Annotated in this window: 11 protein-coding genes and 8 tRNA genes; all 19 read left to right on the plus strand. The window is 70.5% G+C overall.

Annotated elements, in window-relative coordinates; genetic code table 11:
- Positions 1 to 2: 2 nt before the first annotated feature.
- On the plus strand, positions 3 to 1,397 hold the full coding sequence (gltX, locus tag C7444_RS03265) for a glutamate--tRNA ligase (protein WP_110399391.1): 1,395 nt from the start codon (positions 3 to 5) through the stop codon (positions 1,395 to 1,397).
- 61 nt (positions 1,398 to 1,458) lie between these two features.
- Positions 1,459 to 1,534: transfer RNA gene (locus C7444_RS03270), tRNA-Ala, on the plus strand.
- A 26-nt stretch (positions 1,535 to 1,560) separates the two neighbouring features.
- Positions 1,561 to 1,636: transfer RNA gene (locus C7444_RS03275), tRNA-Glu, on the plus strand.
- A gap of 4 nt (positions 1,637 to 1,640) precedes the next feature.
- Positions 1,641 to 1,717: transfer RNA gene (locus C7444_RS03280), tRNA-Asp, on the plus strand.
- Between the two features lie 6 nt (positions 1,718 to 1,723).
- Positions 1,724 to 1,799 (plus strand) — tRNA-Ala (locus C7444_RS03285).
- 20 nt (positions 1,800 to 1,819) lie between these two features.
- Positions 1,820 to 1,895: transfer RNA gene (locus C7444_RS03290), tRNA-Glu, on the plus strand.
- 4 nt (positions 1,896 to 1,899) lie between these two features.
- Positions 1,900 to 1,976 (plus strand) — tRNA-Asp (locus C7444_RS03295).
- Positions 1,977 to 1,997: 21 nt separating this feature from the next.
- Positions 1,998 to 2,073: transfer RNA gene (locus C7444_RS03300), tRNA-Glu, on the plus strand.
- Positions 2,074 to 2,098: 25 nt separating this feature from the next.
- Positions 2,099 to 2,175, plus strand: a tRNA-Asp gene (locus tag C7444_RS03305).
- Positions 2,176 to 2,408: 233 nt separating this feature from the next.
- Complete coding sequence (locus C7444_RS03310; RefSeq protein ID WP_110399392.1) at positions 2,409 to 3,800, plus strand: phosphomannomutase/phosphoglucomutase; 1,392 nt, start codon at positions 2,409 to 2,411, stop codon at positions 3,798 to 3,800.
- Between the two features lies 1 nt (position 3,801).
- On the plus strand, positions 3,802 to 4,848 hold the full coding sequence (waaC, locus tag C7444_RS03315; protein ID WP_110399393.1) for a lipopolysaccharide heptosyltransferase I: 1,047 nt from the start codon (positions 3,802 to 3,804) through the stop codon (positions 4,846 to 4,848).
- Entirely contained in the window at positions 4,845 to 6,167 is a 1,323-nt protein-coding gene (locus C7444_RS03320; RefSeq protein WP_110399394.1) for a 3-deoxy-D-manno-octulosonic acid transferase, read from the plus strand. The genes waaC and C7444_RS03320 overlap by 4 nt, the downstream gene beginning before the upstream one ends.
- 42 nt (positions 6,168 to 6,209) lie before the next feature.
- Positions 6,210 to 7,043, plus strand: coding sequence for a TatD family hydrolase (locus C7444_RS03325; protein WP_110399395.1), 834 nt, complete (start codon positions 6,210 to 6,212; stop codon positions 7,041 to 7,043).
- A gap of 37 nt (positions 7,044 to 7,080) precedes the next feature.
- Entirely contained in the window at positions 7,081 to 7,584 is a 504-nt protein-coding gene (locus tag C7444_RS03330; protein WP_110399396.1) for a DNA-deoxyinosine glycosylase, read from the plus strand.
- The gene (locus tag C7444_RS03335; RefSeq protein ID WP_110399397.1) at positions 7,581 to 8,414 is read left to right on the plus strand and encodes a spermine/spermidine synthase domain-containing protein; all 834 of its coding nucleotides are present in this window, start codon (positions 7,581 to 7,583) and stop codon (positions 8,412 to 8,414) included. Before C7444_RS03330 ends, C7444_RS03335 begins: the two co-directional genes overlap by 4 nt.
- On the plus strand, positions 8,411 to 10,231 hold the full coding sequence (locus C7444_RS03340) for a GspE/PulE family protein (protein ID WP_110399398.1): 1,821 nt from the start codon (positions 8,411 to 8,413) through the stop codon (positions 10,229 to 10,231). Before C7444_RS03335 ends, C7444_RS03340 begins: the two co-directional genes overlap by 4 nt.
- Positions 10,232 to 10,338: 107 nt before the next feature.
- Positions 10,339 to 10,803 (plus strand): tripartite tricarboxylate transporter TctB family protein, encoded by a 465-nt coding sequence (locus C7444_RS03345; RefSeq protein ID WP_110399399.1) that lies wholly within the window; start codon positions 10,339 to 10,341, stop codon positions 10,801 to 10,803.
- 10 nt (positions 10,804 to 10,813) lie between these two features.
- Positions 10,814 to 12,328, plus strand: coding sequence for a tripartite tricarboxylate transporter permease (locus C7444_RS03350; RefSeq protein ID WP_110399400.1), 1,515 nt, complete (start codon positions 10,814 to 10,816; stop codon positions 12,326 to 12,328).
- A gap of 73 nt (positions 12,329 to 12,401) precedes the next feature.
- On the plus strand, positions 12,402 to 14,006 hold the full coding sequence (locus C7444_RS03355; protein WP_110399401.1) for an MFS transporter: 1,605 nt from the start codon (positions 12,402 to 12,404) through the stop codon (positions 14,004 to 14,006).
- Positions 14,007 to 14,060 lie beyond the last annotated feature (54 nt).

The following is a 14,060-nucleotide window of genomic DNA, read 5'->3' on the forward strand; positions in this document are numbered from 1 at the left end:
CCATGAGCCAAGTCCGCACCCGTTTCGCCCCGTCGCCGACCGGATTCATCCATCTGGGCAACATCCGCTCGGCGCTGTATCCCTGGGCCTACGCCCGTGCCACCGGCGGCACCTTCGTGCTGCGCATCGAGGACACCGATGTCGAGCGCTCGTCGCAGGAGGCGGTCGACGTCATCCTCGAGAGCATGCAGTGGCTGGGCCTGGACCACGACGAGGGTCCGTTCTACCAGATGCAGCGCATGGACCGCTACAAGGAGGTCCTGGCCCGCATGGTCGAGCAGGGCCTGGTCTACCGCTGCTACATGAGCATGGCCGAGCTCGACGCGCTGCGCGAGCGCCAGATGGCCAGCAAGGAAAAGCCGCGCTACGACGGCACCTGGCGCCCCGAGCCGGGCAAGGTGCTGCCGCCGGTGCCCGAAGGCGTGGCGCCGGTGCTGCGCTTCCGCACGCCGCAAGGCGGCTCCGTGGTCTGGGACGACAAGGTCAAGGGCCGCATCGAGATCAGCAACGACGAGCTCGATGACCTGGTCATCGCCCGCCCGGACGGCACGCCGACCTACAACTTCTGCGTCGTCGTCGACGACATCGACATGAAGATCACGCACGTGATCCGTGGCGATGACCACGTCAACAACACGCCGCGCCAGATCCACATCTTCCGTGCGCTGGGCGAGGAGCCGCCGGTCTACGCCCACCTGCCCACCGTGCTCAACGAGCAGGGCGAGAAGATGAGCAAGCGCCACGGCGCCAAGGCGGTGACGCAGTACCGTGACGAAGGTTATCCGGCCGACGCGGTGGTGAACTACCTCGCGCGCCTGGGCTGGAGCCATGGCGACGACGAGATCTTCAGCCGCCAGCAGCTCATCGAGTGGTTCAACCTCGATCACCTGGGGCGCAGCGCCGGCCAGTTCGACGAGGCCAAGCTGCGCTGGGTGAGCGCCCAGCACATGAAGCTGTGCGACAACACCGTGCTGGCCAGCCTGGTGGCCGGGCAGTTCGCCCGGCGCGGCCTGAGCGTGCCGGCCGACGACCGGCTGGTGGCCTTGTGCGCGCTGTTCAAGGACCGCTGCAGCACGACGGTCGAGCTGGCCGACTGGCTGTCGGTCTATTTCGTCGACGTGCAGCCGGCCGAAGCCGACCTGGCCACGCACCTCAACGACGTCTCCCGCCCGGCCCTGGTGGCGCTGCGTGACCGGCTGGCCCGTCTGCCCGCCTGGGATGCCGCGTCGATCAACCAGGCCATCAAGGAGACCGTGGGCGAGTGCAAGGTCAAGATGCCCCAACTGGCGATCCCGCTGCGGGTGCTGGTGTTCGGCCGCACCCAGACGCCGTCGGTCGATGCAGTGCTCGCGCTGCTCGATAAAAATATCGTGCTCAAACGCTTGCAATGCGTTTGAATCTCCCACATAATTGCATTCTCGCTTGAACACGAGACGCCAGCGAAGACAGTCAAATGTCGGGGGTATAGCTCAGCTGGGAGAGCGCTTGCATGGCATGCAAGAGGTCAGCGGTTCGATCCCGCTTACCTCCACCATCAAGGCGTCTGGTGTTCCTGAGATTGACTCCTTCGTCTAGAGGCCTAGGACACGACCCTTTCACGGTCGTTACAGGGGTTCGAATCCCCTAGGAGTCGCCACTGCGGAGTGGTAGTTCAGTTGGTTAGAATACCGGCCTGTCACGCCGGGGGTCGCGGGTTCGAGTCCCGTCCACTCCGCCAAAATTTGGGGGTATAGCTCAGCTGGGAGAGCGCTTGCATGGCATGCAAGAGGTCAGCGGTTCGATCCCGCTTACCTCCACCAAGTTTCCAGTCTTACCTGATGACTCCTTCGTCTAGAGGCCTAGGACACGACCCTTTCACGGTCGTTACAGGGGTTCGAATCCCCTAGGAGTCGCCACTGCGGAGTGGTAGTTCAGTTGGTTAGAATACCGGCCTGTCACGCCGGGGGTCGCGGGTTCGAGTCCCGTCCACTCCGCCAAGCATTTGTTTTCGATCTGTTGACTCCTTCGTCTAGAGGCCTAGGACACGACCCTTTCACGGTCGTTACAGGGGTTCGAATCCCCTAGGAGTCGCCAACCCATCGCAGTTGGCACCTACCCGGGAGTGGTAGTTCAGTTGGTTAGAATACCGGCCTGTCACGCCGGGGGTCGCGGGTTCGAGTCCCGTCCACTCCGCCAGTCTTCAAGATGCCCGTCCGCTCACGCTGACGGGCATTTTTGTTTCCGGCTCCGGCATTCCCGTGTCGAACGCCCTGCTGAAACCCCTCAGCTGCAGGGGGGATCCGCACTCTGCACGCTCCGGGGCCGTTTGAGTGGCGGCCATCGCCGCGCGGTTCCCTACAATGCCGCCGATTCGCGATTTCCTTCTTGTTGACCTGCTCAACGCATTCCAGTCTCAGGGTGACACACACATGCAACTCGTTGCTTCGGCCTTCAAGGCTTATGACATTCGCGGCATCGTCGGTCAGGCGCTCGACGAACAGTTCGCCGAACATCTGGGCCGTGCCTTCGGCAGCGAGGCGATCGCCGCCGGTGAAAAGGCCGTGGCCGTCGGCCGTGATGGCCGCGTGTCCGGCCCGTCGCTGGCTGCCGCGCTGATCCGGGGCCTGGCCTCGACCGGCCTGGACGTGGTCGACATCGGTGCGGTGACCACCCCGATGCTCTACTACGTGGCCGCCACGCGGGGCGACAAGGGCTGCCGCAGCGGCATCCAGGTCACCGGCAGCCACAACCCGAAGGACTACAACGGCTTCAAGATGGTGCTGGCCGGCGTGGCGATCCACGGCGAGGCGATCCAGCGCCTGCGCCAGCGCATGGAGGCCGAGGACTACATCCAGAAGCCGGGCGGCCGGGTCGCCTCGATGGACATCCTGGCCGAGTACACCCATCGCATCACCAGCGACTGCAAGCTGGCGCGCCCGATGAAGATCGTGGTGGACTCCGGCAACGGCATTCCGGGCGCCTCGGGTCCGGGCATCCTGAAGGCGCTGGGCTGCGAGGTGATCGACCTCTACAGCCGCGTCGACGGCGATTTCCCCAACCACCATCCGGATCCGTCCAAGCTGGAGAACCTGGCCGACCTGATCAAGGTGGTGCACGCGACCGAGGCCGAGCTGGGCCTGGCCTTCGACGGCGACGGCGACCGGCTCGGCCTGGTCACCAAGGACGGCGAGATCATCTTCCCGGACCGCCAGATGCTGCTGTTCGCGCGTGACATCCTCAGCCGCCACCCCGGCGGCACCATCATCTTCGACGTCAAGTGCTCGCAGCGCCTGTCCGCGGGCATCCGCGAGGCCGGTGGCGTGCCGCTGATGTGGAAGACCGGCCACTCGCTGGTCAAGGCCAAGCTCAAGGAGACCGGTGCGCCGATCGCCGGCGAGATGAGCGGTCACATCTTCTTCGGCGAGCGCTGGTACGGCTTCGACGACGCGATGTACACCGCCGCCCGCCTGCTGGAGATCCTGTCGCGCTTCGACGACCCGAGCGCCGTGCTCAAGGCCCTGCCGACCAGCTACAGCACGCCCGAGCTGAACGTGCCGGTGCCCGCAGGCAACCAGCACGAGATCGTCGAGCAGCTGATCGCGCGCGCCAGCTTCCCGGGCGCCACGATCGGCACGATCGACGGGCTGCGCGGCGACTATCCGGACGGCTTCGGCCTGATCCGCGCCTCCAACACCACGCCGGTGCTGGTGCTGCGCTTCGAGGGCCACACGCCCGAGGCCCTGGAGCGCATCGAGCATGACTTCATGGCGGCGCTGCGCGACGTGATGCCCGAGGCGGCGGTGCAGGCGGCGGCGCACTGACTTGCGCATCCTCATCGTCAAGCTGTCGTCGCTGGGCGACGTGATCCATGCGCTGCCCGTGGTGCACGACCTGCTGAAGGTGCACCCGGGCGCGCAGATCGACTGGGTCGTCGAGCCCGGCTTCGCGCCGCTGGTGCGCCGGGTCGCCGGCATCGGGCGGGTGCTCGAGTGTGCGCAGCGGCGCTGGCGGCGCAGCTGGTGGCGGCTGTCGGTGCGGCGCGAGCAGCGGGCCTTCCGCCAGCTGCTGCAGCAGGAGGCCTACGACGCCGTGCTCGACCTGCAGGGACTGACCAAGTCCGCGGTGGTGGCCTGGCGGGCCCGGCTCAGTGCGACCGGCCATCGTTTTGCGCTGGCCCATCCGACCGACGGCTCCGGCTGGGAGGCGCCCACCCGCTGGGTCGCCGACCGGCCGATCGCGATGGAGCGCCACATCCACGTGGTCGACCGCTCGCGTGCGCTGTGTGCCCGCGCGCTCGGCTACCCGGTCGAGGAGCCGCCCGACTTCGGCCTGCAGGGCGCCCGTGTGGCGGGTGAGGCGGCCCGCACCGTCGTGCTGGTGCATGGCACCTCGCGCGATGACAAGCTCTGGCCCGAGCCGCTGTGGGTGGCGCTGGGCCAGCGCCTGGTCCAGGCCGGCTGGCGCATCGCGCTGCCGCAGGGCAGCGAGGAGGAGGGCGCCCGCGCGCGGCGCCTGGCCGAGGGCATCCGGCTCGCCTGTGCGCGGCCCGAGGCCCCCGGCATCGATCCTTGCGAGCTCTGGCCACGCATGGACCTGAACGCGCTGGCCGAGCGCATGGGCCGGGCCGGTGGCTGCGTCGGCGTGGACAGCGGGCTGTCCCACCTCGCGGTCGCGCTCGACCTGATCCACGTGCAGATCTACAACTTCCCGACCGCCTGGCGCACCGGTCCGCAGCCCTCGCATGGCCATGTGCATCAGGTATCGGTGGGGGGCGAAGGGGCGCCCACGCTCGACGAGGTCTGGGCGGCCTGGACCCAGGCCTGCGAGCGCCGGGGCGCCGCGCGTGCCGGTGCCGGCGTGCCGGCATGAGCACCCGCGCCGTGCACGAGGGCGCCTGGGCGCTGCGGGCCTATGGCCTGCTGATGCGCCTGCTGCTGCCGCTGCTGCTGCTGCGGCTGCTGTGGCGGGCCCGCCGCGAGCCGCTGTATGGCCGGGCGCTGATGGAGCGGCTCGGGGCCGGCGCGGCCTCGACGCCGGGCGCGCTGTGGCTGCATGCGGTCTCGCTGGGCGAGACCCGCGCGGCCGAACCGCTGATCGCCGCGCTGCGCCAGGCCCGTCCGGGCCTGCGCCTGCTGCTGACCCACGGCACCGCCACCGGTCGCGAGACCGGTGCGGCGCTGCTGCAGCCCGGTGACGTGCAGCGCTGGCTGCCGCTGGACACGCCCGGGGCGACGCGCCGTTTCCTGGCGCGCCACCGGCCGGCGGTCGGTGTGCTGATGGAGACCGAGATCTGGCCGGCGCTGCAGGCCGCGGCCGCTGCCGCCGGCGTGCCGATGGTGCTGGCCAATGCACGCCTGTCCGAGCGCAGCCTGCGCCGGGGCCAGCGCCTGCATGCGCTGATGCGCCCCGCGGCGCGGCGGCTGAGCCTGGCGCTGGCCCAGACCGACGGCGATGCCTGCCGGCTCGAGGCCGCCGGCGTGCCGCGTGTCGAGGTCTGCGGCAACCTGAAGTTCGACCTGCGTCCCGACGAGGCGCTGTGCGCCCGGGGCCGGGCCTGGCGGGCGGCCTGGGACGAGCACCAGGCCGGGCCGGTGGTGCTGGCCGCCGTGTGGCGCGAGGGCGAGGACACCGCGCTGCTGGCGGCCTGGCAGGCGCTGTGCGCGCAGCGCCGCCGGGACGGGCTGGCGCCGGCGCGGCTGGTGCTGGTGCCCCGCCATCCACAGCGTTTCGACGAGGTGGCCGAGCTGGTGCGCGCGGCCGGCCTCGAGGCGGTGCGCCGCAGCGGCTTCGCCGGCGAGCATCCGCATGCCGCGGCCGTGGCCGCCGAGGTCTGGATCGGCGACAGCCTGCGCGAGATGGCGGCCTACTACACGCTGGCCGACGTGGCGCTGCTGGGCGGCAGCTTCGCCCCGCTGGGTGGCCAGAACCTGATCGAGGCGGCCGCCTGCGGCTGTCCGGTGGTGATGGGGCCGCACACCTTCAACTTCGCCGTCGCGGCGGAGCTGGCCGAAGCGGCCGGGGCGGCCCGCCGGGTGCCCGACCTCGCCGCGGCACTGGACACGGCCCTGCCATGGTGTGCCGACGCGCAGGCCCATGCCGAGGCCGTGCGCCGGGCCCGCGCGTTCGCGCAGCAGCACCGGGGCGCGGCCGAACGCATGGCGGCGGCCATCCTGCGCTTCGGTCCCTGAGCCACTCACCGGCGAGCAACATCGGCGCGCGACAATGTCGGCATGGCGCCCCTCTGGATCGACACCCATTGCCACCTCGACGCGGCCGAGTTCGCGGCCGACCGGCTGCAGGTGCGTGAGCAGGCCCGGGCGGCCGGGGTGGGGCGGCTGGTGCTGCCGGCGGTCGGGGTGTCGAGCTTCACGGCCGTGCAGGCGCTGGCGCACCAGGGCGGTGACGCCTACGCGCTGGGCCTGCATCCACTCTTCGTGGCCGAGCAGCCCGAGGACGCGATCGACCGGCTCGACCAGGCCCTGGCCGACGCCGCCACCGACCCCCGGCTGGTCGCCGTGGGCGAGATCGGTCTGGACGGCTTCGTGCCCGGGCTGGACCGCGCGCTGCAGCAGCGCTGCTGCGCGGCCCAGCTGGTCCAGGCCCGGCGCGCCGGCCTGCCCGTGATCCTGCATGTGCGCCGCAGCGCGGATGCGCTGCTGCAGCTGCTGCGCCGCCATCCGGTGGCCGGTGGCATCGCCCACGCGTTCAACGGCAGCCTGCAGCAGGCGCAGGCCTTCGTCGACCTCGGTTTCCGGCTCGGCTTCGGCGGCGCGATGACCTTCGAGCGGGCACTGCAGATCCGCCGCCTGGCCGCCGAGCTGCCCGAGCAGGCGCTGGTGCTCGAGACCGATGCGCCGGACATCCCGCCGCAGTGGCTCTACCGCACCGCGGCGCAACGGGCGGCGGGCGCCGTCAGCCGCAACGCGCCCGCCGAGCTGCCGCGCATCGGTGCCACGCTGGCGGCGCTGCGTGGCTGGACGCTCGAGCAGACCGCCGCGATCACCTCGGCCAATGCCGTGGCGGCCCTGCCCCGGCTGGCCGCGCTGGAGGCCGATCGTGCCTGAGCGGGGCGCGGGGCCGGCGCGTCACCCGGGGTCCGACATGGCGCCGGATGCCACGCTGCTCGGCCTGGCGCCGGTGGTCGGCGCCGGCACGCGCCTGATGGTGCTGGGCAGCTTTCCCGGTGTGGCCTCGCTGCAGGCGGCGCAGTACTACGCCCACCCGCGCAACCAGTTCTGGCCGATGCTGTCGGCCCTGTGGGGCCTGGACCTGCGTGCGCTGCCCTATGCGCAGCGGCTGCAGGTGGTGCGCGAGCGTGGCCTGGGCCTGTGGGACGTCTATGCCAGCTGCCGCCGCCCCGGCAGCCTCGACAGCGCGATCCGCGACGCGCGGTACAACGACTTCAGCGGCCTGCGCGCCCGCGCGCCCGCCCTGGTGGCGGTGGCCCACAACGGCGCCGAGTCGGCCCGTGCCATGGCCCACCTCGCCGGGCTCGGGCTGGCCGTGCACCGCCTGCCTTCGACCAGTCCCGCCCATGCGAGCTGGTCCTTCGAGCGCAAACTCGCGGCCTGGCGCGAGGTGTTCGCCCTCTACGATCCGACATGAGCAAAAAAACCGTCAAGAAGCGCGCGGCCCTGCCCGGGGCCACCATTTCCGAGTTCGATGGCGTGCGTTACCTGCACCTGGGCGAGACGCCCTGGGTGCAGGGCGCCCTGAGGCTGCGCAAGCCGCGCCAGCTGGAGCTGGAGTACATCCGCCGCATGATGGCCTGGCTGCTGCTGGTCGAGCCCGACGACTGGTCCGAGCTGCAGGTCGTGCAGCTGGGCCTCGGCGCGGCCACGCTGACCCGCTACTGCCACGGCGAGCTGCACCTGCGCACCACCACGGTCGAGCTCAATGCGCAGGTCATCGTGGCCTGCCGCCAGTGGTTCCGCCTGCCGGCCGACGACGAGCGCCTGCAGGTGATCGAGGCCGACGCCGGCGCCTGGGTGGCCGACGGGCAGCACGCGGCCAGCGCCGACGTGCTGCAGGTCGACCTCTACGACCACCAGGCGGCCGCGCCGGTGCTCGACGACGAGGACTTCTACCGCGACTGCCACCGCGTGCTGCGCCCGGGGGGCGTGCTGGCGGTCAACCTGTTCGGCCGCAACGCCAGCTTCCTGCGCAGCGCGCGCCGCATCGAGGCGGCGTTCGCCGCCGAGGGCGGGGTGGTCGTCATGCTCAGCCCGACCGACGAGGGCAACACCATCGTGCTGGCCGTCAAGGGCCGCGGCCTGCCCGCGCCCGACGAGCTGGTGCGCCGCGCCCGCCTGGTCGAGGCCCGCACCGCGCTGGCCGCCAGCGCCTGGGTGCACCTGATCCGGCCGCTGCCGGCCTCGCGTGCGCGCGCGGCCGGTGCCCGGCCCGTCGACGAGCAGCCGGTCCCGTCCGCATGAGCACCTCCGGTCCTGCCGCAGCACCCGGCTCGCGCCCCGGGGCCCGTGCGGCCTCGCTGCTGCACCAGGGGCCGATGACCTGGCAGCGCCTGCTCGAGGGGCTGGTGCAGGACGACCGCATCACGCCGGTGGCGGCCGAGGCGCTGGCGCAGCGCCTGTCGGCCGGGCGCAGCAGCCTGCATCCGCTGGTGCGCCTGGGCGGGGCCGGCGTGATCGACCGCCACAGCGGCACGGTGCTCGACCTCGAGGCGCTGACCCGCTGGCTGGCGCAGCGCACGGGCCTGCCGTACCTGCGCATCGATCCGCTCAAGGTCGACGTCGCCCGGGTCACCGACGTGATGTCGCAGGCCTATGCCGACAAGCGCCGGGTGCTGCCGGTGCAGGTCGGCGCCCACGAGATCACCGTGGCCACCAGCGATCCGCAGGCGGTCGACTGGGTGCCCGAGATCGCCGCCCACACCCGCAAGACGGTGCGTCTGGTGGTGGCCAATCCGGTCGACATCGCCCGCTACACCGACGAGTTCTACCGCCTGGCCCATTCGGTGCGCGCGGCGCAGAAGTCCGGCGAGGTCAGCACGGTCGTCAACTTCGAGCAGCTGGTCGAGCTGGGCAAGCACCGGCAGCTCGATGCCAACGACCAGGGCGTCGTGCAGGTGGTCGACTGGCTCTGGACCTACGCCTTCGAGCAGCGGGCCAGCGACATCCACGTCGAGCCCCGGCGTGACCAGTGCGCCATCCGCCTGCGCATCGACGGCGTGCTGCACACCGTCTACCAGCTGCCGCAGACCGTGATGGCCGCGGTCACGGCGCGCATCAAGCTGCTCGGCCGCATGGACGTGGTCGAGCGCCGGCGCGCCCAGGACGGCCGCATCAAGACCCGCAACGCCCGTGGCGATGAGGTCGAGATGCGCCTGTCCACGCTGCCCACCGCCTTCGGCGAGAAGCTGGTGATGCGCATCTTCGACCCCGACACCGCCGTGCAGCCGGTGCAGGCGCTGGGCTTCGGTGCGCGCGAGAGCGAGCGCTGGCAGCATCTGATCGGCCAGTCCCACGGCATCATCCTCGTCACCGGGCCGACCGGCAGCGGCAAGACCACCACGCTGTACGCCACGCTCAAGCGCCTGGCCACCGACGAGGTCAACGTCTGCACCATCGAGGATCCGATCGAGATGATCGAGCCCGCGTTCAACCAGACCCAGGTGCAGCCGGCGCTGGACCTCGACTTCGCCACCGGCCTGCGCTCGCTGATGCGCCAGGATCCGGACATCATCATGGTCGGCGAGATCCGTGACCTGGAGACCGCCGAGATGGCGGTGCAGGCCGCGCTGACCGGCCACCTGGTCTTCAGCACGCTGCACACCAACGACGCGGCCAGCGCCATCACGCGCCTGCTGGACCTGGGCGTGCCGGCCTACCTGATCAACGCCACGGTGATCGGCGTGCTGGCCCAGCGCCTGGTGCGCCAGCTCTGCCCGGCCTGCCGCGAGCCCGACGAGCGCGTGGGCGTCGAGCAGCTGCGGGCGGTGATGCCGCTCTGGCAGCCGCCCGAGCCCGCGGCCTTCCGGCCCCACCGTCCGGTGGGCTGCCCGGACTGCCGCATGACCGGCTACCGCGGCCGCCGCGGCCTGTTCGAGCTGCTGACGGTCAGCGAGGCGGTGCGGGGCGCGGTCAAGGAGGTGCCCGACCTGGACGGCCTGCGCCAGCGGGCGCTGTCCGAGGGCATGCAGCCGCTGCGATCGGCCGGCCTGGACCTGGTGGCCGCCGGCGGCACGACGATCGACGAGGTCCTGAAGGCCTCGCCCGCGTGGTCGGGTTGACCGGCGCGCTGGCGGCTCGGTGTAAACCCTGTTAAGTGGAATCCACACAGGGCACGAGGGATGCGGTTCCTAGAATCGCGCCAGCTCACATAACGAGGAGATGCAGCGTGAAAGTCAAAAGTCAGAAGGACTTCTGGTCCGGACTGATGTTCATCGTGGTCGGCGTGGCCTTCGCCTGGGGCTCGCTGAACTACAGCTTCGGCAGCTCGGCCCGCCCGGGTCCGGCCTACTTTCCGTTCGGGCTGGGCGTGCTGATGTCCATCCTCGGCGGCATGGTGCTGTTCAAGGCCCTGACGGTCGAGACCGACGACGGTGAACCCGTCGGCGCCTTCGCCTGGAAGCCGCTGCTGATCATCCTGGGCTCCATCGCGATGTTCGGCTTCCTGCTGCCGCGCCTGGGCATGCTGATCACGCTGCCGCTGCTGGTCATCCTGTCGGCCAGTGCCAGCGACGAGTTCAAGCTCAAGGAAGCGGTGCTCAACGCGGTCATCCTCACCGCGGCGTCCTACCTGATCTTCTTCAAGGGCCTGAGCCTGACCATCCCGATGTGGCCGACCGTCTTCGGCGCCTGAGGACAAGAACATGGATCTGCTGAACAACCTCTCGCTCGGATTTTCCGTCGCCTTCACCGTCACCAACCTGATGTACGCCTTCGGGGGCGCCGTGCTCGGCACCCTGATCGGCGTGCTGCCCGGCCTGGGCCCGGTGGCGACCATCGCCATGCTGCTGCCGTCGATCTATGCGCTGGACGCGACGCCGGCGCTGATCATGCTGGCCGGCATCTACTATGGCGCCCAGTACGGTGGCTCGACCACCGCGATCCTGATCAACGTGCCCGGTGAAGCCTCCTCGGTGGTGACCGCCATCGACGGCTACTCGATGGCCCGCAAGGGCCGCGCCGGTGCGGCGCTGGCCGCCGCCGGCCTGGGCTCGTTCTTCGCCGGCTGCGTGGGCACGATCATCATCGCCGCCTTCGCGCCGCCGCTGACCGAGCTGGCCTTCAAGTTCGGCCCGGCCGAGTACTTCTCGCTGATGGTGCTGGGCCTGATCGGTGCGGTCGTGCTGGCTTCGGGCTCGCTGGTCAAGGCGATCGCGATGATCATGATGGGTCTGCTGCTCGGCCAGATCAACACCGACGTGATCTCCGGCGTGCCGCGCTTCTCGTTCGACATCGCCGAGCTGACCGACGGCATCGGCTTCGTGACCATCGCCATGGGCGTGTTCGGCTTCGGCGAGATCATCTCCAACCTGGGCCGCCCGGCCGAGCACCGCGAGGTCTTCACCAAGGACGTCAAGGGCCTGTGGCCGACCAAGCAGGACGTCAAGGACGCGTTCCCGGCCGTGCTGCGTGGGACGGCGCTGGGCTCGCTGCTGGGCGTGCTGCCCGGTGGCGGCGCCTTGCTCGCCTCGTTCGCCGCCTACACGGTCGAGAAGAAGTCGCGTGGCCGCGCCGGCGAGGTGCCGTTCGGCCAGGGCAACATCCGTGGCGTGGCCGGCCCCGAAGCCGCCAACAACGCCGGGGCGCAGACCAGCTTCATCCCGATGCTGACGCTGGGCATCCCGCCCAACGCGGTGATGGCGCTGATGGTCGGTGCGATGACCATCAAGGGCATCCAGCCCGGCCCGCAGGTGATGGCCAGCAACCCGGACCTGTTCTGGGGCCTGATCGCCTCGATGTGGATCGGCAACGCGATGCTGGTGATCCTGAACCTGCCGATGATCGGCATCTGGATCAAGCTGCTGACGGTGCCCTACCGCTTCCTGTTCCCGGCCATCCTGACCTTCTGCTGCATCGGCCTGTACACGCTGAACAACAACAACTTCGACGTCTACATGGGCGTGCTGTTCGGTGCGGTCGGCTACCTGTTCTACAAGCTGGGCTGCGAGCCGGCGCCGCTGCTGCTGGGCTTCATCCTCGGCCCGATGATGGAGGAGAACCTGCGCCGCGCGCTGCTGCTGTCGCGTGGTGACTGGACGACCTTCATGACCCGTCCGCTGTCGGCCGGGCTGCTGCTGGCCTCGCTGCTGATGATCGTGGTGGTGATGCTGCCGTCGATCAAGAACAAGCGCGAAGAAGCGTTCCAGGATGGAGATTGATCTCTTCCTGTCGCGTTGAGCGGGGGCTCCACTGCGGTGGGGCCCTTTTTCGTTCCTCGAGAGACTTTTCCCCATGACCTCCCCGAGCGACCGCTGGCCGACGGCCCTGGTGCCCCTGGCCGAACCCGTCTTCCGCATGCTGTGGCTGGCCTGGCTGGCCGCCAACGTCTGCATGTGGATGAACGACGTGGCCGCGGCCTGGCTGATGACCCAGCTCACCAGCGACCCGCTGCTGGTGGCGCTGGTGCAGGCCGCGTCGACGCTGCCGGTGTTCCTGCTGGGGCTGCCCAGCGGCGCGATGGCCGACATCGTCGACCGGCGGCGCTACTTCGCCTTCACCCAGCTGTGGGTGGCGGTGGTCGCGCTGGTGCTGGCCGCCAGCGCGCTGGCCGGCGTGCTCAGCGCCCACAGCCTGCTGCTGCTGACCTTCTGCAACGGCATCGGCCTGGCGATGCGCTGGCCGGTGTTCGCCGCCATCCTGCCCGACATCGTCTCGCGCCCGCAGCTGTCGTCGGCGCTGGCGCTCAACGCGATCGCGATGAACGGCTCGCGCATCATCGGCCCGCTGCTGGCCGGGCTGCTGCTGTCCACGCTGGGCAGCCCGGCGGTGTTCGCCTTCAACGCGCTGATGTCGCTGGTGGCCTTCGCGCTGATCCTGCGCTGGAAGAGCGTTCCCCGCAGCAGCGCGCTGCCCGGCGAGCGTTTCGTCGGCGCGATGCGCGTGGGCCTGCAGCATGTGCGGCAGTCGCCGTCGGTGCGCGCCGCGCTGATCCGCGTCTTCCTGTTCTTCCTGCAGAGCAGTGCGGTGATGTCGCTGCTGCCGCTGCTGGCGCAGCGCATGAAGGGCGGGGCGGGCGGCTTCACGCTGCTGCTGGCCTGTCTGGGGGCGGGGGCGATCTTCGCGGCGCTGATGATCAACCGGGTGCGTGAGCAGTACACCCGCGACCACGTCGTGCGCCTGGGCACGCTGGTGCAGGCGCTGACCACGCTGGCGATGGCCTGGGCGCCCAGCCTGTGGATCGCCGCCCCGGTGATGATGCTGTGCGGCATGGCCTGGATCAGCACGGCCAACACCCTGACGATGTCGGCCCAGCTGGCGCTGCCCAACTGGGTGCGCGCGCGCGGCATGTCGATCTACCAGATGGGCCTGATGGGCGGCAGCGCCCTGGGGGCGGCGCTGTGGGGACAGACGGCCTCGCTGGTGGGCGTGCCGGCCGCGCTGATGGCGGCGGCGGCCCTCGCGCCGGTGTGCCTGCTGCTCACGCGCCGTCTGAGCATCCAGCCGCAGGTCGAGCCCGACCTGCGCCCGGCCCAGCCGGCCGCCCAGCCCAGCCCGGCGGTGCCGATCGAGGCCGACGAGGGGCCGGTGATGGTGACGGTCGAATACCACGTGCGTGCGGCCGACCTCGAGGCCTTCGCCCGGGTCATGGCACTGACCCGCGCGGCGCGGCTGCGCCAGGGCGCGCTGTCCTGGGGGCTCTTCCGCGACACCGAGGTGCCGGGTCGCCACGTCGAATACTTCGTCGACGAGACCTGGGTCGAGCACCTGCGGCGCCATGAGCGCTTCACCACCGACGACGTCGAGCTGCGCCAGCAGCGCCTGGCGCTGCATGCCGGCGATGCATCCCCGGTGGTGCGCCGCTACATCGGCATGTCGCTGGACGGGCGACCGCTCTGAGCCCATGTCCGGCGGCGGATCGACGGATCCGTCACGGTCGCCGCCGTGACACGG

Origin of the sequence: Sphaerotilus hippei, assembly GCF_003201595.1 — a bacterium.
GTDB lineage: Bacteria > Pseudomonadota > Gammaproteobacteria > Burkholderiales > Burkholderiaceae_C > Sphaerotilus > Sphaerotilus hippei.